This is a genomic window from Citrobacter sp. MGH 55 (assembly GCF_016906145.1).
GTDB lineage: Bacteria > Pseudomonadota > Gammaproteobacteria > Enterobacterales > Enterobacteriaceae > Citrobacter_A > Citrobacter_A amalonaticus.
Genome location: NZ_CP070239.1, coordinates 2,502,142 through 2,523,355, shown reverse-complemented (window position 1 = coordinate 2,523,355; position 21,214 = coordinate 2,502,142). Strand labels below are relative to the sequence as shown.

General features: G+C 57.4%; 10 protein-coding genes and 1 other RNA gene. 9 read left to right on the top strand and 2 right to left on the bottom strand.

What is annotated here, in order from left to right; all coding sequences use genetic code 11:
* The first annotated feature begins 42 nt into the window (after window positions 1–42).
* The 3 genes from nadK to bamE all read left to right on the top strand — a co-directional run bounded on the left by nadK (window position 43) and on the right by bamE (window position 3,162).
* On the top strand, window positions 43–921 hold the full coding sequence (gene nadK / locus JTI98_RS10035) for an NAD(+) kinase (RefSeq protein ID WP_042325929.1): 879 nt from the start codon (window positions 43–45) through the stop codon (window positions 919–921).
* 85 nt (window positions 922–1,006) lie between these two features.
* A complete protein-coding gene (gene recN / locus JTI98_RS10030; protein WP_044326706.1) occupies window positions 1,007–2,668 on the top strand; it encodes a DNA repair protein RecN in 1,662 nt (553 codons plus the stop codon).
* Between the two features lie 149 nt (window positions 2,669–2,817).
* Window positions 2,818–3,162 carry an outer membrane protein assembly factor BamE gene (bamE, locus tag JTI98_RS10025; protein ID WP_044255202.1) on the top strand — a complete coding sequence of 115 codons (345 nt, stop codon included), beginning with the start codon at window positions 2,818–2,820 and terminating at the stop codon, window positions 3,160–3,162.
* A gap of 54 nt (window positions 3,163–3,216) precedes the next feature.
* On the opposite strand, the gene JTI98_RS10020 is transcribed toward bamE, so the two are convergent.
* Window positions 3,217–3,507: an RnfH family protein gene (locus JTI98_RS10020; protein WP_216082213.1), complete on the bottom strand. Its 291-nt coding sequence runs from the start codon at window positions 3,505–3,507 to the stop codon at window positions 3,217–3,219.
* The gene (locus JTI98_RS10015; protein WP_042999680.1) at window positions 3,497–3,973 is read right to left on the bottom strand and encodes a type II toxin-antitoxin system RatA family toxin; all 477 of its coding nucleotides are present in this window, start codon (window positions 3,971–3,973) and stop codon (window positions 3,497–3,499) included. The genes JTI98_RS10020 and JTI98_RS10015 overlap by 11 nt, the downstream gene beginning before the upstream one ends.
* A 130-nt stretch (window positions 3,974–4,103) precedes the next feature.
* Here JTI98_RS10015 and smpB point away from each other — a divergent pair, with 130 nt between their 5' ends.
* The 6 genes from smpB (at window position 4,104) to ssrA (ending at window position 21,213) form a co-directional block, all read left to right on the top strand.
* Window positions 4,104–4,586: an SsrA-binding protein SmpB gene (gene smpB / locus JTI98_RS10010; protein WP_216082212.1), complete on the top strand. Its 483-nt coding sequence runs from the start codon at window positions 4,104–4,106 to the stop codon at window positions 4,584–4,586.
* A 616-nt stretch (window positions 4,587–5,202) separates the two neighbouring features.
* Window positions 5,203–15,945: a BapA/Bap/LapF family large adhesin gene (locus tag JTI98_RS10005; protein ID WP_216082211.1), complete on the top strand. Its 10,743-nt coding sequence runs from the start codon at window positions 5,203–5,205 to the stop codon at window positions 15,943–15,945.
* Window positions 15,946–16,027: 82 nt separating this feature from the next.
* The gene (locus JTI98_RS10000) at window positions 16,028–17,434 is read left to right on the top strand and encodes a TolC family outer membrane protein (RefSeq protein WP_216082210.1); all 1,407 of its coding nucleotides are present in this window, start codon (window positions 16,028–16,030) and stop codon (window positions 17,432–17,434) included.
* A complete protein-coding gene (locus JTI98_RS09995) occupies window positions 17,431–19,617 on the top strand; it encodes a type I secretion system permease/ATPase (protein WP_216082209.1) in 2,187 nt (728 codons plus the stop codon). The genes JTI98_RS10000 and JTI98_RS09995 overlap by 4 nt, the downstream gene beginning before the upstream one ends.
* A complete protein-coding gene (locus tag JTI98_RS09990; RefSeq protein ID WP_044328264.1) occupies window positions 19,598–20,788 on the top strand; it encodes an HlyD family efflux transporter periplasmic adaptor subunit in 1,191 nt (396 codons plus the stop codon). The genes JTI98_RS09995 and JTI98_RS09990 overlap by 20 nt, the downstream gene beginning before the upstream one ends.
* 62 nt (window positions 20,789–20,850) lie before the next feature.
* Window positions 20,851–21,213: a transfer-messenger RNA gene (gene ssrA / locus JTI98_RS09985) on the top strand.
* Window position 21,214: the final 1 nt, after the last annotated feature.

Genomic DNA, 21,214 nt, shown 5'->3' with positions numbered 1-21,214 from the left:
ACTCACATTGTCATCAATCTTCGTCACAAGGACCTCGAAAAAATGAATAATCATTTCAAGTGTATCGGCATTGTGGGACACCCTCGTCACCCCACGGCACTCACGACACATGAAATGCTCTACCGCTGGTTATGCACGAAAGGGTATGAGGTCATTGTTGAGCAACAAATCGCTCACGAGTTGCAGTTGAAGAATGTGAAAATTGGCACCCTGGCGGAGATTGGCCAGCAGGCAGACCTCGCGGTGGTTGTAGGCGGTGATGGCAATATGCTGGGCGCGGCGCGAACGCTGGCGCGATACGATATCAAAGTGATCGGTATCAACCGTGGCAATCTCGGCTTTCTGACTGACCTTGACCCCGATAACGCGCAGCAACAGCTCGCCGACGTGCTGGAAGGTCATTACGTCGCGGAAAAACGCTTTCTGCTGGAAGCACAGGTGTGTCAGAAGGACTGCCAGAAGCGTATCAGTACCGCCATTAACGAAGTGGTGCTGCATCCCGGCAAAGTCGCGCATATGATTGAGTTTGAAGTCTATATTGACGAAAGCTTTGCCTTCTCTCAGCGTTCCGATGGCCTGATCATCTCAACGCCTACCGGTTCCACCGCCTATTCCCTCTCCGCCGGCGGGCCGATTCTGACCCCGTCGCTTGATGCCATCACGCTGGTGCCGATGTTCCCGCACACCCTTTCTGCGCGCCCGCTGGTCATCAACAGCAGCAGCACTATTCGGTTGCGCTTCTCGCACCGCCGTAACGATCTCGAAATCAGTTGTGATAGTCAGATCGCGTTGCCGATCCAGGAAGGTGAAGATGTACTGATCCGCCGCTGTGACTATCACCTGAATCTCATCCACCCTAAAGATTATAGTTATTTCAATACATTAAGTACCAAATTAGGCTGGTCAAAAAAATTATTCTAATTTAACACCAACCTCTTTACTGTATAAAAAACCAGTTTATACTGTATGTAATTACAGTTATGGTTTTTCATACAGGAAAACAATTATGTTGGCACAACTGACCATCAGCAATTTTGCTATCGTTCGTGAACTTGAGATCGATTTTCAGAGCGGAATGACCGTCATCACCGGTGAAACCGGGGCGGGTAAATCTATTGCAATTGATGCGCTCGGCTTGTGCCTTGGTGGCCGTGCTGAAGCCGACATGGTCCGGGCCGGCGCCAGCCGTGCTGACCTGTGCGCCCGTTTTTCGCTGAAGGATACCCCTGCCGCCCTGCGCTGGCTGGAAGAAAACCAGCTTGAAGAAGGACGTGAGTGTTTACTTCGCCGCGTGATCAGCAGCGACGGGCGCTCCCGTGGTTTTATCAACGGGACTGCGGTTCCCCTCTCTCAGCTTCGCGAACTGGGACAACTGCTCATTCAAATTCATGGCCAGCACGCGCATCAGTTGCTGACCAAAGCTGAACACCAAAAATCCTTGCTTGATGGCTACGCGAATGAATCCGTGCGGGTGCAGGATATGGCTGCGCGTTACCAACTCTGGCACCAGAGCTGCCGTGATTTAGCACATCACCAGCAGCTGAGTCAGGAACGTGCCGCTCGTGCGGAACTGCTGCAGTATCAGCTTAAAGAACTGAATGAATTTAACCCGCAGCCGGGTGAATTTGAACAGATTGATGAAGAGTACAAGCGCCTGGCCAACAGCGGCCAGCTTCTCTCCACCAGCCAGAATGCGCTGTCGCTGATGGCAGACGGTGAAGACGTTAACCTACAAAGTCAGCTCTATACCGCAAAGCAACTGGTTAGTGAACTGGTCGGTATGGACAGTAAGCTCTCGGGCATTCTTGATATGCTGGAAGAGGCAACGATTCAACTCACGGAAGCCAGTGACGAGCTGCGCCACTATTGCGATCGCCTGGATTTAGACCCTAATCGCCTGTTCGAACTGGAACAGCGTATCTCGAAGCAAATTTCGCTGGCCCGTAAACACCACGTCAGTCCGGAAGCGCTGCCACAGTATTACCAGTCGTTACTGGAGGAACAACAGCAGCTCGACGATCAGGCCGACTCGCTGGAAACGTTGACTCTGGCCGTGAACAAACACCGCCAGCAGGCGCTGGAAGCAGCGAAAGCGCTGCATGAGCAACGTCAGCACTATGCCCAGGAACTGAGTACCCTCATTACCGAGAGTATGCACTCACTCTCTATGCCACACGGCCGTTTCACTATCGACGTGGCGTTTGATGAGCACCATCTGAGCCAGGACGGCGCAGACCGCGTCGAGTTTAAAGTGACAACTAACCCAGGCCAGCCGATGCAGCCGATTGCCAAAGTGGCCTCCGGTGGGGAACTGTCGCGTATTGCTCTCGCCATTCAGGTGATTACCGCACGTAAGATGGAAACCCCGGCGCTGATTTTCGATGAAGTCGATGTCGGCATCAGTGGTCCAACAGCCGCAGTGGTCGGGAAATTGCTGCGTCAGCTCGGTGAGTCAACACAAGTGATGTGCGTCACGCACCTTCCACAAGTGGCGGGATGCGGTCATCAGCACTTTTTTGTCAGTAAAGAGACCGACGGCGAAATGACCGAAACGCACATGCAACCACTGGATAAACGCGCACGGTTGCAGGAGCTGGCGCGCCTGCTGGGCGGCAGCGAAGTAACGCGCAACACCCTAGCAAATGCGAAAGAACTGCTGGCAGCGTAAACTTTTTTGCACCTTAACGGTCAGAGTAGACAACAAAAACGCCGTCGGACCCGTAAGCAAAAGGTTTTAAAGTGGTGAAAGGTCTATTATCATCGGCATATTACATATGAGCCACGTACTGCTCGGGCCCGAAAAGGAATCAAATCACTATGCGCTGTAAAACGCTGACTGCTGCCGCAGCAGTATTATTGATGTTGACCGCAGGCTGTTCCACTCTGGAGCGAGTGGTTTACCGCCCTGATATCAACCAGGGGAACTATCTGACCGCGAACGATGTAGCCAAAATTCGTGTGGGCATGACGCAACAACAGGTTGCCTATGCGCTGGGTACGCCGATGATGTCCGATCCGTTTGGCACCAACACCTGGTTCTATGTGTTCCGTCAACAGCCGGGCCATGAAGGTGTTACGCAGCAAACGCTGACGTTGACCTTCAACAGCAGCGGCGTATTGACCAATATCGATAACAAGCCTTCGTTGACCAACAACCCGTAAGCTTGTCTGCAGATAACAAAAAAGGTGCTCTCAGAGCACCTTTTTTGTTATCTGCTATTTTTTTGCCGTTTTCTCTGCCCGCTGTCTGCGCAACTCTTTCGGATCGGCAATCAGTGGTCGGTAAATTTCTACCCGATCGCCATCCTGTAATACATCCGCCAGCTTGACCGGACGGCTGTAAATACCGACTTTGTTTTTCGTCAGGTCGATATCGGTTCGCAGTTCCAGCAGCCCCGACGCGCGGATAGCCTCTTCGACCGTTGCCCCCGGCTGCAACGTCACCGGTTGCAGGTACTGTTTCTCAGGCAGCGCATAGGCCACCTCAACGACAATCTTAGGCGACACGGTAGACCTCTTTGGCTCGAACCGTAAAAGCCTGCACCATATTGGATGCCAGCTCTTTGAAGATACGGCCAAACGCCAGCTCGATCAGCTTATTGGTAAACTCGAAATCGAGATGAAACTCAATGCGGCAGGCATCCGTACTCAGCGGCGTAAATTTCCAGCCACCAATCAGTTTTTTGAACGGACCGTCGACCAGATGCATCAAGATACTCTGGTTACTGGTTAACTGATTTCGCGTGGTGAACGTCTTGCTGATCCCCGCCTTAGAGACATCCACTGCGGCCGTCATCTGTCCTGGCGTAGACTCGAGAACACGGCTGCCGGTGCAACCCGGTAAAAACTGGGGATAGGACTGAACATCATTCACTAACTGATACATCTGTTCCGCACTGTAAGGGACTAACGCGGTTCGACTAATCTGCGGCATAGCTCTTTCCATCAACAAAAATCGAACAAATAATACCATTTATCACAAGGTAAAAAAAACGCTATCCCACAACAGGGTACAACCTCGTTCATGTTAAGATATCTCCTTGCGCCCCAAAGGATGAAATGGGGTGTTTTTCGATTCCAGATTACCTATACTGAGCGGCACTATGACGAAGAAAAAAGCACACAAACCTGGCTCAGCCACCATCGCGCTCAACAAGCGCGCGCGACACGAATACTTTATCGAAGAAGAGTTCGAAGCGGGACTCGCTCTGCAAGGGTGGGAAGTGAAATCCCTGCGCACCGGTAAAGCCAACATCGGCGACAGCTATGTGATCCTGAAAGACGGCGAAGCGTACCTGTTCGGCGCTAACTTTACGCCGATGGCGGTGGCCTCCACGCACGTGGTGTGCGATCCCACTCGCACCCGTAAACTGCTGTTGAATCAGCGTGAACTTGATTCCCTGTATGGTCGCGTGAATCGTGAAGGCTACACTGTTGTCGCCCTTTCTCTGTACTGGAAGAATGCCTGGTGCAAGGTCAAAATTGGCGTAGCGAAGGGTAAGAAACAGCACGACAAACGTTCCGATCTGAAAGAACGTGAATGGCAACTGGATAAAGCACGCATTATGAAAAATGCCGGACGCTAACGGTGTTATTATGTGACCTGCCTCGCATTTGGGGTAGGTCATCATTATTTACCTGTTGAATCTCCAAAAATATATTCTCTCCTTTATTATTTCTATTTTCCCAAAACGTAATACTGATAAGAATATATCTTCAACCCTATTTATATTACGTACGTAGCCCAATAATCTAATACTTCAAATAAATTTTTTTGACATTTTAATAGCCAAAAATACCAGTACAACTTGTGTGAGAAATCAATACCCACCCGGCTAGAAAAAATCACAAAACCATTTTAAATACAATCAGATAAATCACAAACGCTTTCCGCACCGTATCGTTTCACGTCGCCAACCGGTACAAAACTGTATATATTTTACCGCCACTAAACAAATCGCAAATATACGTTAATTTGCAGAACGAGTTCTTTCTGACTATATCATCTAATACGAAAGTACCAGTGGATCAAAAAAACAAAGGGTTATTCAACGCAACAGAAACCATCATCTGCACGGCCATAACATTGTCATCACCGGCAAGAATTCATCCATATGATGAACGGGATCGCTCGTCTGTACTTTTCCCTGCCCGGTAGTTTTAACGAATTTATGCACAGAGTTAACCATCAGGAGTGATCATATGCGTCATCTCGCCGTTATATCCAGGTTGACGGGCGTTTCCACCAATGTTGAAGCCTCTGAAGTCACACTTAATGCTCCTTCCATTGTGAAATTATCCGCAGAGCGTAGCGACATCAGCCAACTGGCTCGCGTGAATCAGGATCTGGTGATCACCTTTACGTCCGGTGAAAAACTGACCGTTAAAAATTTCTATGTTGCGAACGACCAGGGGGCCAGCCAACTGGTGCTGGAAGACAGTCACGGTGCTCTGTGGTGGGTGGAAAACCCGGAAAACGGTCTGCATTTTGAACAAATTTCAACCATTGACGATTTACTGGTTACTGCCGGCGAATCTCACGAAGGCGGAGCACTCTGGCCATGGCTTCTGGGTGGCGCGGTTGCTGCCGGTGGAATCGTGGCCATCGCATCCTCGGGAGGTGGCGGCAGTCACCATCATGATAACGACAATGGTAATCCTGATGATGGTTCCGGGAACGGCGGCACGCCGGGGGATGCGGGCGGAAATAACGGAAGTGGAAATAACAGCGGCGGCGATAACAACACAAACCTTCCGGGCGGGGAAAATTCCACACCACCGACGGCCCCTGTGATTACCAGCGCAACAGATGCCGTCTCCGCCATTACGGGGGCGATTCAGGAAAACCAGAGCACCAACGACAGCCAGCCGATGATTGCCGGTACAGGTGAAGCTGGCTCCGTCGTCACCCTCTATGACAATGGGCAGGTCATGGGGACCGTTATCGTCGATGAACAAGGAAACTGGAGCTATAAACCCGACCTCCCGCTTTCCGAAGGCGAACACGTACTGACCGCGACCGCGACGGACGAAAACGGTAATACCAGCGCCATCTCCGGTGATTTCACCTTTACCGTCGACACGATTGCCCCTGATGAGGTCTCCGGGTTAGCGATTTCTGAAGATGGGCTCTGGGTTTCAGGGATCGCAGAAGCGGGTTGTGTCGTCACGATTTTCGACAACCAGCACAATGTCCTGGCCGCGGTTCAGGTCGATGACACTGGCCGGTTTACCGTTCGCCTCACTTCGGCGCAAACCGATTCCGAACAGCTGTATGCCGATATTTCTGACGCTGCGGGTAACGAAGGTGACGAAGCCGCCTTTCTCGGTTCCGACTCAGGTTTTCCTGATGCCCCCACCATTACCGGCATCATTGATGACACGCAACCCACCGCGGTGACGTTAGGCAGCGGTCAGTTTACCAAGGACACTACCCCCACCCTTACAGGTACCGCGTTGCCTGGCGCAGTCGTGACCATTTATGAAAATGGTATCGCGATCGGCACGGCGAGTGCCAACGATGGCACGTGGACGTTCGATCTGACAGATGTGCCTGAAGGGTTGCACAACTACACGGCCACGCAGACCACAGAGGACGGCGTCAGCGGCAATACGATAGAATTTGCGGTCACCGTGGATACTACCCCACCGGAGGCTCCCGTCGATCTGCGCGTCTCGCAAAACGGAACCGTGCTGACCGGCAACGCCGAGGCGGGAAGTAAAGTCACCATTGCTGACGCCAGCGGCACCACGCTCGGCACCGTGACCACAGACAGCGAAGGGAAATTCAGCTTCCCGCTCAATCCGCCACGGGTAAACGGGGAAGTTCTGACCGCCATCGCCACGGATAAAGCGGGAAATGACAGCTCGCCTGCCAACGCAACCGCTCCTGATATCACGCCTCCGCAGGCGGCCGGTGATCTGGATGTTTCTGACGATGGGACAACCGTAACCGGTACCGCCGAGCCAGGCACGACGGTGACCATTTACGGCAGCGACAACACCCCGCTGGGATCTGAACAGGTTCAACCCGACGGCTCATTTACCGTCACACTGAACCCACCACAAACCAACGGAGAAATTTTAACTGCCATCGTCAAGGATCCGGCGAGTCTGACCAGTCCTCCGGCGACCGCTCTCGCCCCCGACACGACCCCGCCGCAGCCCGCCGGAAACCTGGATGTCTCGGATGATGGCGCCACCGTAACGGGGACAGCAGAACCCGGCAGCACGGTGACGATTCGCGATCCGGACGGTAACCCGATTGGCCAGGGTCAAACCGACGGCGAGGGGAATTTCACCGTCACGCTGGACACGCCACAAACCAATGGTGAAACGCTTACTGCCACAGTGACCGATCCGGCAAATCAGAACAGCACGCCAGCCAACGTTACCGCGCCGGATACCACCGCGCCGCAGCCACCTACGGCGGTTATTTCAACAGACGGCACCACCCTGACCGCCACCGCCGAACCCGGCAGTACGATTACGATTAAAGACAGTGACGGCAATACGCTGGCGGAAACCGGTCCGGTACCGGAGAGCGGAACGCTGGTGATCCCCCTTAACCCGCCGCAGGCCAACGGTGAAACGCTGAGCGTCACCGCCACCGATGCCGCGAGCAATACCAGCCAGCCAACTGACGTTACGGCCCCGGATATCACAGCGCCAGACGCCCCCGTCGTCAGTGCGATTATCGATGATGCCGGCGCGCAGAAAGGCAATCTGAGTGATAGCCAGCGCACGGACGACAACACGTTGACCTTCAACGGTACCGGTGAACCCGGCGCAACCATCACCATTCTGGACGGAGGGACCCCGCTTGCGGGAACCGCCACCGTGGACAGCAACGGCAACTGGACGCTCACCACACCGGTGCTGGGCGACGGCGACCATACCTTCACCGTCACCGCGACCGATGCGGAAAACCAGACCAGCACACCTTCTGCACCCATCACGATTACCGTCGATACCACGCCGCCAGTCGTTCCGATCGTGACCCTGACTGACAACACTGGCAGCAACGTAGGTGAACTGACGGACAACGACGTGACCGACGCCACGCAACCGGTGTTAAGTGGAAGCGGCACCGCCGGAGACACCATTACGGTGTATGACGGAACGGCGATCATTGGCACGACAAAAGTTGCGGAAAACGGGAGCTGGAGCTTTACCCCGACTCCCGCGCTGGGCGAAGGCGACCATACGCTGCGCGTCACCGCCAGCGATCCTCTGGGCAACACCAGCGAGAAATCCTCCCCGATAACCATTACGGTGGATACCACCGCCCCCGACACTCCGGCGCTGACGCTGACGGATGGCGCAAATGGCCCACTCACCGACGGTCAGGCGACCCGGGAAACCCAGCCGGTTCTGAGCGGTACGGGAACAGATGGCGATATCATCAGCATTTACGACAATGGCGATCTGGTTACCACCGTCACGGTGACTAACGGCGTCTGGAGCTACACGTCGGATGCCCTTGATGAAGGCGACCATGTTTTTACCCTCACCAGCACCGATCCGGCGGGCAATATCAGTGAACCCTCCGCGCCGATCGGCATTCTGGTAGATACCACCCCACCCGCCGTGCCCAACCTGACCGTCACTGACCGCGTCGGCAATCAGACCGGCACTCTCGATAACGGTCAGTACACCGATGATACGCGACCGCTGCTGAGCGGAAACGGTACGCCAGGCGACACGATCACTATCACTATCACGCTGGATGGCGTCGCGCTGCCATCGCTGGTGATTGACAATTCCGGGAACTGGAGCGTCCCGTCGCCACTGCTGACGCAGGGCGACCATATCATCAAGGTCACCGCGACCGATCCCGCCGGTAACAGCAGCACCTCGCCGGATCGCATTGTTCGCGTGGATACCCAGGCGCCTGGCACGCCAACGCTGGCTGTGAGCGATGATGACGGGGCGTTGAACGCCGGAGCGCAAACCAACGATACCACCCCAACGCTGAGTGGGACGGGCGAGACGGGTAGCATTGTCACCATTCTGAATAACGGCGTGGAGATTGGCACTGCCGAGGTCATTGATGGCGTCTGGAGCTTTACCCCGGATAGCGCCCTGGTCGAAGGCCATTACAACTTTAGCGTGACGGCAAAAGATGCCGCAGGTAACACCAGTCAGCCGTCGGAGGCGACTGGCATCATCATTGATACCCAGGCACCCGACGCGCCGTTTATCACCTCGCTGGGCAGTCCGGCAGTCACCAATCAGCCAGGGTTACCCATTAGCGGTACCGGCGAACCCGGCAGCACCATCACCCTGTCGAATGGCAGCACGGTGATTGGCACGGCTGAAGTCGATTCCGCAGGAAACTGGACGATCACCCCGGATTCGCCGCTCACCGAAGGCAATTACACGTTGACGGCAACGGCCACCGATCCGGCGGGGAACGTCAGCACACCTTCCGCCTCCATCTCGCTGAACGTCGATCTGACTAAACCGGCGTCCCCGGAGGAGGTAACGATCACAGCCGATGGCGCGACGGTCAGCGGCACGGCGGAAACCGGCAGCACGGTGACAATCCGCGATACCGACGGCAATGTGATTGGTACGGGCGTGGCAACAGACGGCACGTTCCAGATTCAGGTCACGCCAGCGCAAACGGGCGTCAATTCGCTGACCGCTACGGCGCAGGATGCCGCCGGTAACACCAGCGATCCCACTAACTTTACCGGCTCCGGCACCGGGTTGCCGGTCATCAGCGCGATAGTCGATGACACCGGCACCATTCAGGGCGATCTGAAGAGCGGACAAACCACTGACGATACGCAACCGGGGCTGCGCGGCGTTTCCACACCGAACTCAACCGTCGATATTCTGGTCGACGGCATCGTTGTCGCATCAAACGTCCCGGTTGACGAGAACGGCAACTGGAACTGGACATCCACCGCCACGTTAGCCGAAGGCCTGCACACCTTCGAGGTTATCGATACTGTGGATGGCAGCAAAGCGTCAGCCGTGGTCAACATCACCGTCGATCTCACTCCACCGGCACAACCGTCGATTGGCAGCGTGACAGATGATGTCGCCCCAGGTACGGGAACGCTGACCAGCGGGCAGACGACCAACGATACCCGTCCCACCCTGAGCGGCAGCGGCACCAACGGCGAAACCATCACGATTTACGATGGCAATACGCCAATCGGTCAGGTACAGGTCGTCAACGGCACGTGGAGTTTTACGCCTCCCACCGGTCTGGGGGAAGGCAGCCACAATCTGACCATCACTGCCACCGATGCGGCAGGGAATACCAGCGTCGCGTCGGAAGCATTTGTCATGGTGGTGGATACCACGCCGCCAGTAACGCCAACCCTTACCAGCGCCACGGATAACAGCGAGCCGCAAACAGGCGTCATCAGTAACGGTGGCAGCACCAATGACACCACACCCGCCTTTACCGGCAGCGGTGAAGAAGGCAGTACGATTACTCTCTATGACAATGGCGTGAAAATCGGCACCACGCAGGTCACCAACGGTAGCTGGAGTTTTACCTCTCCGACGCTTGCCACAGGCTCACATGCGATTACCGTCACCGCCACCGATGCGATGGGTAACGTCAGCGCGCCTTCCACTGCGTACACGGTGAACATCGATACCACCGCGCCACGGGTACCGGTGATTCAAAGCGTCACCGATGACACCACCCCGTCAACCGGCGTACTGGCGAACGGACAAAGCACCAATGATACTCAGCCAACCTTCCAGGGAACGGCGGAGCCGGGCGCCACTGTTACGCTGTATGACGGCGGACTCGCCGTGGGCAGCGTGGTGGTGGGCACCGATGGAAGCTGGTCGCTCTCACCGGATACCCCATTAGGCAGCGGCCCACACAATCTGACCGTCACGGCCACGGACGCGGCAGGCAACGAAGGCCCGTCCGCCGCGTTCACTCTGACCGTGGACACACAGGCGCCATCGGCTCCTGTCATCAGTTCCGTCACTGATGATGTCGCCCCGAATAGTGGTTCGCTGAACAACGGACAAAGCACCAACGACACGCGGCCAACGCTGACCGGAACCGCCGAAGCGAACAGCACCGTCAGCATTTTTGACGGCACCACGCTGCTAGGCACCGTGCAGGCCAACGGTACAGGCACATGGACCTTTACGCCCGCAACCACACTGGGTAATGGCTCACACACGTTCAACGTAACCGCCACAGACGCGGCCGGTAACGTCAGCCCTGGCGCTACCTTTACTGTGGTCGTCGATACGGTTTCCCCTCCGGCTCCCACCATCGTCAGCGTCACCGATAACGTGACGCCAGGAACCGGTGCGCTCACCAGCGGGCAAAGCACCAATGATACCCGCCCGCTCATGACCGGAACCGGTGAACCCGGTAGCACCATTAACGTCTACGATGGCAACGTTCTGCTTGGCACCGCCACCGTGACCGAAGGCGGGAGCTGGAGCTACCGACCGGACGGATTGTCCCAGGGGGCCCACTCGCTGAGGGTCACCGCCACCGACAGCGCGGGCAATACCGGCCCGGCATCAGCGAATTTTACGCTGACGGTCGATACCGTTTCGCCTGGCGCGCCAATAATCAGTAATGTGCAGGATGACGTTGGCCCGGTCACCGGCAGTCTGAGCAGCGGTCAAACCACCAACGATGCGCGTCCTGTTTTCACCGGCACCGGTGAACCGGGGACCACAATCAGCATCGCAGACAACGGCGTTCCCCTCGCCAGCGTGACGGTTGAGGCGAACGGGAGCTGGACCTTTACCCCCACCAGCGATCTGGGCCAGGGGAATCATCCGTTAACCTTCACCCCAACGGATGCCGCTGGTAACGTCGGTCCTTCTGCCAGCTTCACCGTCACGGTAGATACCGCCGCGCCGCTGGCACCGGTAATCACTTCTGTGGTCGATGACAGCGCGCCGCAAACCGGCAATCTGTCGCCCAATCAGAGCACCAATGACACTCGCCCAACGCTTAACGGCACGGCAGAGCCAGGCACCACGCTAACCTTTACCGATAACGGCACGGTCATTGGCAGCCTCGTTGTCGGTACGGACGGCAACTGGACCTTCACACCAACCACCGCCCTGACTAACGGCGCGCATACCCTTGCTGTGACCGCGACTGACGCCGCGGGCAACGTCGGTCCGGCGGCCAGTTTCGCCGTCACGGTGGATACGCTGGCGCCAACCGCGCCGGTGATTACCACCATTCTTGATGATGTCAGCAATATCATCGGTCCCGTCGGCAGCGGACAAAGCACCAATGACACCCTGCCAGAGCTGCGTGGCACCAGCGAGCCGGGCGCATTCATCACACTCTATGACGGCGCAACGTTACTCACGCCAACCCCGATTCAGGCGGATGCCAACGGCGCGTGGAGCTTTACGCCTACCACCGCACTGACGGAGGGTACGCATACCTTTACCGCCAAAGCCACCGACGCCGCGGGCAATGTCAGCGCATCGTCGGCGACATCGACCATCGTGGTGGATACCACGCCGCCCGGCACGCCGACCAATCTGGCGGTGGTCACCAACGGCAGTCACGTCACCGGTACGGCAGAGGCCGGCAGCACAGTCACTATTACCAGCAGCAATGGCACGGTGCTGGGTACCGGCGTTGCGGACGGCACCACTGGCAGCTTTAACATTCTGATTACCCCTGCGCAGGTCGGTGGAGAGACGTTGCAGGTAGTCGCCCAGGACAAAGCGGGTAATACCGGGACCTCCGGCAGCGTCATTGCGCCGTTCAGTGGTCTGCCTGGTGCCCCGGTGATCGCCTCGTTGACGGACGATGTGGGCTCTATCACCGGCCTGGTGGCCAACGGTCAGGCCACCAATGACGCCAGACCGTTGTTAAACGGGACGGGTCAGCCGTTCTCCACCATCACGGTGTACAGCGACGGCGTCTCTATTGGCAGCACCAGCGTGGATGCGCAAGGTAACTGGTCACTGACCCCGCAGGCCAACATCGCCGACGGAACGCACATCCTCACCGCCACAGCCACTAACACCAACGGCACCAGTACGCTGTCATCCGGTTATACCGTCACGGTGGATACGGTCACGGCCGCGCCAACGGGCACCGTGAGCGCCGACGGCGCCAGCATCAGCGGCACCGCTGAAGCGGGCAGTACGGTGAGCATCACGCTTAGCACGGGCTTAACGGTGACCACAACCGCCAACAGCAGCGGCAATTACACCTATACCTTCGATCGCAAACAGACCAGCGGCGAGAACATCAGCGTCAGCGCCACGGACGCCGTCGGCAACGCCTCGCCCCCGACTCAGGTCACCGCGCCAACGCTGCCCATCTCGGCCAGCGATAACGTTGAAAATCTGGAGTTAACCTCCAGTGCCACCGTCACAACCGAGCAACTGAGCGACTATGGTTTGCTGCTGGTTGGCGCGCTGGGCAACGTGGCGAACGTGTTAGGTAACGATACGGCAGCCGTGGAGTTCACCATTCAGGACGGCGGCAGCGCCAGTCTGGTGATAGACGCCAGCGCTACCGGGGTTGTGCTCTCGTTACTGAATACGCAGGAGGTGGCGATCCAGAAATATGATGCCGCGACTAACTCGTGGACCACGGTCATCGACACCGCGCAGGCACAGTTTGCCAATTTACTGACGCTCGGCAGCAGCGGCGTCACGGTGAACGTGTCCGGACTGGAGGGCGGTACTTATCGGGTTCTGACCTATAACACCGCGCTGCTGGCAACCGGCTCTTACACCGCACTGAACGTCAGCGTCGAAGAGACCAGTGCCGGTACCATCACTACCACCACGCCGCAGACCGGCAACGTGCTGAATAACGACAGCGCGCCGCAGGATACCCTTGTCACCACAGTCACTAACGCCAACGGACAAGTCTTTACGCTTAACGCTGGCAGTAACGTCATTCAGGGCGTCTACGGCACGCTGACGATTAATCAGGACGGTAGCTACAGCTATGCGCTGAACCCGAACAGTCCGGCCTCAGTGATTGGCCGCACGGAGAGCTTCACTTACACCATCAACGGCGGCGGCAACAGCGCCTCGGCGAAGCTGGTGATTACTCTGGGCAATGACGCTCCGGTCAGCAGCGTGACCGCCGTCGATAACGTCGCCACCCTGCCCTATGACACGCATGTGGAGGCGATCAACAACGGGGCGTCCTCGCAGGGCGGCTTTACGGTGGTGAACGTCAGTCTGGGCAACGTGCTGGATCTGGGCGTACTGGACAAACTGAGCAACCCGATTATTTTCGACGTTGAGCAGGGTTCTACGCGCACCATGACGCTGCAATCCTCCATTGGCGGCGTGGCGGTGGCGTCCAGCTTCGATCTGTACATCTATCGCTTCAACGACGTCACCCAGAAGTTTGAACAGTGGCGAGTGGAGAAAAACTGGTTGAACGCACCGCTGCTGGGCGGTCAGTCCGACAAGCTGACGCTGAATCTGCCGGGCGGCGAATACCTGTTCCTGCTGAACCCGGCATTTGGCGTCACGGCGTTAACCGGCTATACCCTGAACGTGCTGGAGGATCATGTTTACAGCGTTGACAGCCTGACCACCAGCACCCAGGGCAATGTGTTGAGCGACGATATTGCCCCCGCCGGCACGCTGGTCACCCAGGTAAACGGTGTGGTGGTTGCCGCTACCGGCACGACGACTATTGTCGGCACCTACGGCACGTTAGCCATTGATGCGAAAGGGAACTACACCTACACCCTGAAAAGCGGCGTAGGCGCGGACGGCACCAAAACACCGGACAGCTTCATCTACACGGTGAAAGCGCCAAACGGGGATACCGATACCGCCTCGCTCAATATCCAGCCGACTGCCCGTCCGCTGTATGCCGTGAACGATGTCAGCGATACCCTGTTGGCCCCGTCCGTACAGGACACCACGAGTTATCTGGATTCCACCGTCGGGAGTGCCAGTTGGGGAGTCCTTGGCAGAACCGGTAGCGGCAGCGGAACCTTTGACGTCGCGGCAGGCACCATTCTGAAAGGCGCGTCCATCGTCTTTGATGTCTCGACGCTGGTGACGCTGGGCAATCTGACCATTAGCTGGTCAATACTGGAAAACGGCGTGGTCGTTCGCTCCGGCACCGTGCCGGTCGCCAATATCACGCTCGGCGGTGCCACCGTGACCGTCAATCTGAGCGGGCTGGAGCTGGATGGCGGCACCTACACGCTGAACTTCACCGGCAATAACACCCTGGCGGGCGCAGCGACCATTACGCCGAAAATCACCGGGACGACGGTCGATCTGGATAACTTCGAAACCTCTGGCACGCACACCGTCAGCGGCAATATCTTTGACGGCAGCGACTCCGGCGGTGCGATGGACCAGTTGAATACCGTCGATACGCGCCTGACCATTACCGGTTACAACGGCAGTACCGCCACGCTGGATCCTTACTCCAGCGCCACTACAACCATTCAGGGCCACTACGGTTCTCTGCAAATTCGCACCGACGGTTCGTACACCTACACGCTCAACAACGGTGTGGCGCTCTCGTCCATCACCACGAAGGAGACATTCACTTACACGCTCAATGACACCCACGGTCATACCGATACCGCCACGCTGACGGTGGATATCGCCCCGCAGGTAAGCAGTACCGTGCAAAGCGACGTGCTGGTGGGATCGGTATATGGCGACACGCTGATCTACAACCTACTCAACGCCAGCGATGCCACGGGCGGCAACGGGACTGACACATGGAGAAACTTCTCGCTGGCGCAGGGCGACAAAATTGACATCGCCGATTTGCTGGTGGGCTGGAACGGGCAAACCGCCTCGCTGGGCAACTATCTCAGCGTCAGCACCAGCGGCGGCAATACCACTCTCTCTATTGACCGTGACGGGGCGGGCAGCACTTACCACTCCACGCAACTGGTAACCCTGGAGAATGTACAAACCACGCTGACGGAGCTTATCGAACAAAACCATATTGTGACCTGATAAAGGCCAGTAGCACGACAACACAACGACCCCGGGCGCACGCTCGCCCGGGGCAAAAAACAACGCTCAATTAGGGAAGAAAATGGGAAAACGACAGCTTACATTCTGGTGGCTGGCGGGCAATCTGTGCGCTGCGCCCGCTATCGCTGCCGTGGAAATGCCCCGCATCGCCCCGCAGCTGTGGGTTGAACGGCAGGAACTGCCCGCGCTTGATGGCCCGATGCCGCAGAGCGGCGACAGCGCCGCGCCCGGCGAACTGACTCTCTCTCAGGCGGTCAATCGCGCCGTCACCTGGCATCCATCGATCGCGGAAGTGGTCGGTAAACTGTATGCCCAAATTCAGCAGGTCGATGTTGCAAAAGCCAAATACTATCCGCAGGTTAACGCCGGGATGAATAACGGCTATACCAACAGCTATTCCGACAGCGGATTCAGCCCGTCACTGGTACTGTCACTGTCGCAAATGCTCTATGACTTTGGAAAAGTCGCAAGCCAGGTGCGGGCAGAAAACGCCGGCGTGGCGCAGGAGCAGGCCAACGTACTGCTCAGCATTGATACCGTCAGCCATGAAACGGCGACCGCTATTGTACAAGTGCAGACCTGGCAGCAGATGGTGGCGGTGGCAAAGGAGCAACTGGATGCCCTGAGCGCCATTGGCAGGCTGGCGAATCAGCGCAATGATGAAGGCGCCAGCTCGCTGTCGGACGTGGTGCAGACCGATGCGCGCATTGAGGGCGCCCGCTCCCAACTCGTACAGTATCAGGCCAATCTTGAGAGCTCGCAGGCGACGCTCATGACCTGGCTGGGCTGGAAAAACCTTAACACCATCAGCAACGACTTCCCGCAAAAGCTGGGCCGCAGTTGCGAACGGGCAAAACCGGATGACAAGCTGGTACCCGCCGTTCTTGCCGCCTGGGCGCAGGCCAACGTCGCCCAGGCTAATCTCGACTACGCCAACGCGCAGATGACGCCGACGGTTTCGCTGGAGCCGGAGGTTCGCCACTACCTCAATGATAATTATGCCGGGCATGAGTCAGTTGACCGCACTCAGTATTCGGCGTGGGTCAAAGTGGAGATGCCCATTTATCAGGGCGGCGGCTTAACCGCCCGGCGCAACGCCGCCAGCCACGCGGTGGAATCCGCCCAGTCAGCCATCCAGCGCACCCGGCTGGACGTGCGCAAGAAGCTGCTTGCGGATCGCAGTGAAGCGATGAACCTGGTGACCTCCTTGCAGATCCAGAAGCGTCAGGAGACGTTGAGTGAACGGACGCGCGAGCTGTACCAGCAACAGTATCTCGACCTTGGTTCCCGACCGCTTCTCGATGTGCTTAACGCTGAACAGGAGGTCTATCAGGCGCGCTTCGCACAGTTACAGACAGAGAGTCAGTTGCATCAACTGCAGCTTAACTGCCTGTACAACACCGGTCAGATGCGCCAGGCCTTTGGTCTGGAAAACCGCACCATTCAGTCAGTGGAGATTCAGCCATGACTCACGCCGACATTCCTGGCGACGAGCGCATCACCGCACCGGCGCTGGCCAACTGGGCGCGGGCAATGAGCCATATCGCCACCCATTATCGTATTGCCTGTTCTCCCGGCGCGTTGCAGGCCAGCGCCCCGTGGTTCCAGGATAAACCGATGCCGCAGGCGCTCAGCCAACTGGCCCGCCAGGCCGGACTCTCTTTTCAGCCGCTGGCTCCCAGCGAACAGTCGCTCACCCGCTGGCGTCTGCCGGTGGTGATCCAGCTCCAGGAGGGTGAACTGGTACTGGTTGAACAGTTCGACGGCGAAGACCAGCTTGACGTCTGTTTTATCAACGGCGAACTCCAGCGCAACCGGATCGCCCTGCGCGACCTGCTGCCGACGGTCCGTTTCATTATCGCGTTACGTCCGCTTTCCGCCGTGAAAGACCGCCGGGTGGATACCTATATCTCGCGTTTCAAACCCGACTGGCTGAAAAGCCTGGTGCTGAAAGATCTACGTCCTTACGGCCCGGTGATGCTGGCAGCATTGCTGATCAACATCCTGTCGCTTTCCGGGATCGTCTTCTCGATGCAGGTGTATGACCGGGTGATCCCCGCGCAATCGTGGCCGTCGCTGTATGTCCTCGCCGTCGGCGTTTTGATCGCCATGTTGTTTGGTTTTCTGCTGCGACTCGCCCGTGGTCATGTGATGGATCTGTTGGGTAAGCGCGCCGATATGCGGGTGTCGGATCGCGTGTTCAGCCACGCTCTGCGCCTGCGTAATAGCGCGATCCCGCGCTCCACCGGCAGCTTTATTTCGCAGCTACGCGAGCTGGAACAGATCCGCGAGATGGTGACCTCTTCCACGATCTCCACCATTGTGGATCTGCCCTTCTTTTTTCTGTTCATCGTGGTGCTGGCGATCATCGCCCCGCCGCTCGCCTGGATCGCCCCGGTCGCCGCGCTGCTGATGATCCTTCCCGGTCTACTGTTGCAAAAAAAGCTCGCGGAGCTGGCGAATCAGTCAGCGCACGAGGCCACGCTGCGTAACGCCGTGCTGGTCGAAAGCGTTCAGGGGCTGGAGGACATCAAGCTGATGCAGGCGGAGAACCGGTTTCTGCAACAGTGGAACAGCTATATCCGCATCACCGCCGAGTCCGGACTGCGCACCCGCGAACTGTCGCAAGGGCTAATCAACTGGGGGGTGACCGTCCAGGGGCTGGTTTATGCGGCAATGGTGATGTTTGGCGCTCCGCTGGTGATTGAAGGCACGCTGACGACCGGCTCGGTGGTTGCTGCCTCCATGCTTGGCTCAAGGATGATCGCCCCGATGGGTAATCTGTGCGGCGTGCTGGCACGCTGGCAGCAGGTGAAAGCCGCTAAAAAGGGGCTGGACAGCATTATGGAACTTCCCACTGAGACCCAGCGTGACGAAACGCGGGTGCATCAGGAGATCTTTCACGGTCATTATCTGTTCGAGAACGCACAGTTTCGTTATCACAGTGAAGACCAGCGGGTGCCACTGCGCATTAACCGAATGGAGATCGCCGCCGGCGAACGCATCGCAGTGCTCGGGCGCAACGGCGCGGGCAAATCCACGCTGTTGCAGGCGCTGGCAGGCGGCGTGGATCTGGTCGAGGGCGACGCCCGTCTCGATAACCTCAGCCTGCCGCACATCGATATGGCCGATTTGCGCCGCAACGTCGGTCTACTGAGCCAGAACGCGCGCCTGTTTTTTGGCACCCTGCGCGAGAACCTGACGCTCGGCGCCCCGCACGCCAGCGACGACGAGATATTTACCGTGCTGGAGATTTGCGGTGCGGCCAACTTCGTGAAACGGCTGCCGAAAGGGCTCGATCATCCGATTATGGAAGGCGGCAGCGGGTTATCCGGCGGTCAGCGACAGTCCATCATGCTCGCCCGCATGCTGCTGCGCGCCCCCAATATCGTCCTGCTCGATGAGCCCACCGCCTCGCTGGATGAGCATTCCGAACGCGAGTTTATTCAACGACTGGGACAGTGGCTCGGCAACCGCACTCTGATCGTCGCCACCCATCGCGTACCGGTACTGGAGCTGGTCGAACGGGTGGTGGTGCTTAAAGAGGGGCAACTGGTGATGGACGCGCCGAAAGCGCAGGCGCTGGGACAAAGTCGAATGGCCGCGCAGGCCAACACACGGGAGTGGAAAAATGAAAACCAGTCAGCCTGACGCGACCCACGACGCGCTCGACGACAGCCGCGAGCGAGAATTCTCAGGTGCCAGCCGCATCATCTGGCTCACCGGGATCTTGTGTCTGATCCTCGCGGTGTGGGCGTGGTTCGGCATTCTTGATGAGGTCTCGACGGGCACCGGCAAGGTGATCCCTAGTTCGCGCGAGCAGGTATTGCAGTCGCTCGACGGGGGGATCCTCGCCGAACTGATGGTGCATGAAGGCGATCAGGTCCAGGCGGGACAGGTACTGGCGCGACTGGACCCGACGCGCTCGGAGTCTAACGTCGGCGAAAGCGCCGCCCGCTATCGCGCCTCGCTGGCCTCCAGTCAGCGCCTGACGGCTGAGGTTAGCGACAAGCCGCTGGTCTTCTCTGACGAACTGAACGCCTGGCCAGATCTGGTCGCCTCGGAAACGCGACTTTATACCAGTCGCCGCGCGCAACTCGCCGACGCGCAATCCGAACTGAACGAGGCGCTGGCGCTGGTGAATAAAGAGCTGGCAATTACCGAACGGCTGGCAAAAAGCGGTGCTGCGAGCCACGTCGAGGTGCTACGTTTGCAACGGCAAAAAAGCGATATTGGCCTTAAACTCACCGATCTGCGCTCGCAATATTACGTCCAGGCGCGCGAGGCGCTGTCTAAAGCCAACGCCGAAGTGGCAATGCTCTCCGCGATCATTAAGGGACGCGAAGATTCGGTGACCCGCCTGACCGTTCGCTCACCGGTTCGCGGCATTGTGAAGAACATTCAGGTCACGACCATCGGCGGTGTGATCCCGCCAAACGGCGAGATGATGGAGATCGTACCGGTTGACGATCATCTGCTGATTGAAACGCGTCTGTCGCCGCGCGACATCGCTTTTATCCACCCCGGCCAGCGCGCGCTGGTGAAAATCACCGCCTACGATTACGCCATTTACGGCGGACTGGAAGGCGTTGTCGAAACCATTTCGCCGGATACCATTCAGGACAAAGTGAAGCCGGAAATCTTCTACTACCGCGTTTTCATTCGTACCCATCAGGACTATCTGCAAAACAAGCTGGGACGCCGTTTTTCCATCGTACCGGGCATGATCGCGACAGTGGATATAAAAACAGGTGAAAAAAGCATCGTCGACTATTTAATCAAACCGTTCAACCGAGCCAAAGAAGCGCTGCGCGAGCGGTAAATGCCTGATGATTGGGGGTGGCAAGGGCTGTCACAAGTCTGTTATACTTGTCTTAACACATTGGGGCTGATTCTGGATTCGACGGGATTTGCGAAACCCAAGGTGCATGCCGAGGGGCGGTTGGCCTCGTAAAAAGCCGCAAAAAATAGTCGCAAACGACGAAAACTACGCTTTAGCAGCTTAATAACCTGCTCTGAGCCCTCTCTCCCTAGCTTCCGCTCTTAAGACGGGGATCAAAGAGAGGTCAAACCCAAAAGAGATCGCGTGGATGCCCTGCCTGGGGTTGAAGCGTTAAAACTAATCAGGCTAGTCTGGTAGTGGCGTGTCAATCCGCAGGTGCCAGGCGAATGTAAAGACTGACTAAGCATGTAGTACCGAGGATGTAGGAATTTCGGACGCGGGTTCAACTCCCGCCAGCTCCACCAA

Bases quoted from the DNA above. Each gene is read 5' to 3' on its own strand.
- nadK (WP_042325929.1), top strand. From the start codon at position 43: ATGAATAATCATTTCAAGTGTATCGGCATTGTGGGACACCCTCGTCAC.
- recN (WP_044326706.1), top strand. From the start codon at position 1,007: ATGTTGGCACAACTGACCATCAGCAATTTTGCTATCGTTCGTGAACTT.
- bamE (WP_044255202.1), top strand. From the start codon at position 2,818: ATGCGCTGTAAAACGCTGACTGCTGCCGCAGCAGTATTATTGATGTTG.
- JTI98_RS10015 (WP_042999680.1), bottom strand. From the start codon at position 3,973: ATGGTATTATTTGTTCGATTTTTGTTGATGGAAAGAGCTATGCCGCAG.
- smpB (WP_216082212.1), top strand. From the start codon at position 4,104: ATGACGAAGAAAAAAGCACACAAACCTGGCTCAGCCACCATCGCGCTC.
- JTI98_RS10005 (WP_216082211.1), top strand. From the start codon at position 5,203: ATGCGTCATCTCGCCGTTATATCCAGGTTGACGGGCGTTTCCACCAAT.
- JTI98_RS10000 (WP_216082210.1), top strand. From the start codon at position 16,028: ATGGGAAAACGACAGCTTACATTCTGGTGGCTGGCGGGCAATCTGTGC.
- JTI98_RS09995 (WP_216082209.1), top strand. From the start codon at position 17,431: ATGACTCACGCCGACATTCCTGGCGACGAGCGCATCACCGCACCGGCG.
- JTI98_RS09990 (WP_044328264.1), top strand. From the start codon at position 19,598: ATGAAAACCAGTCAGCCTGACGCGACCCACGACGCGCTCGACGACAGC.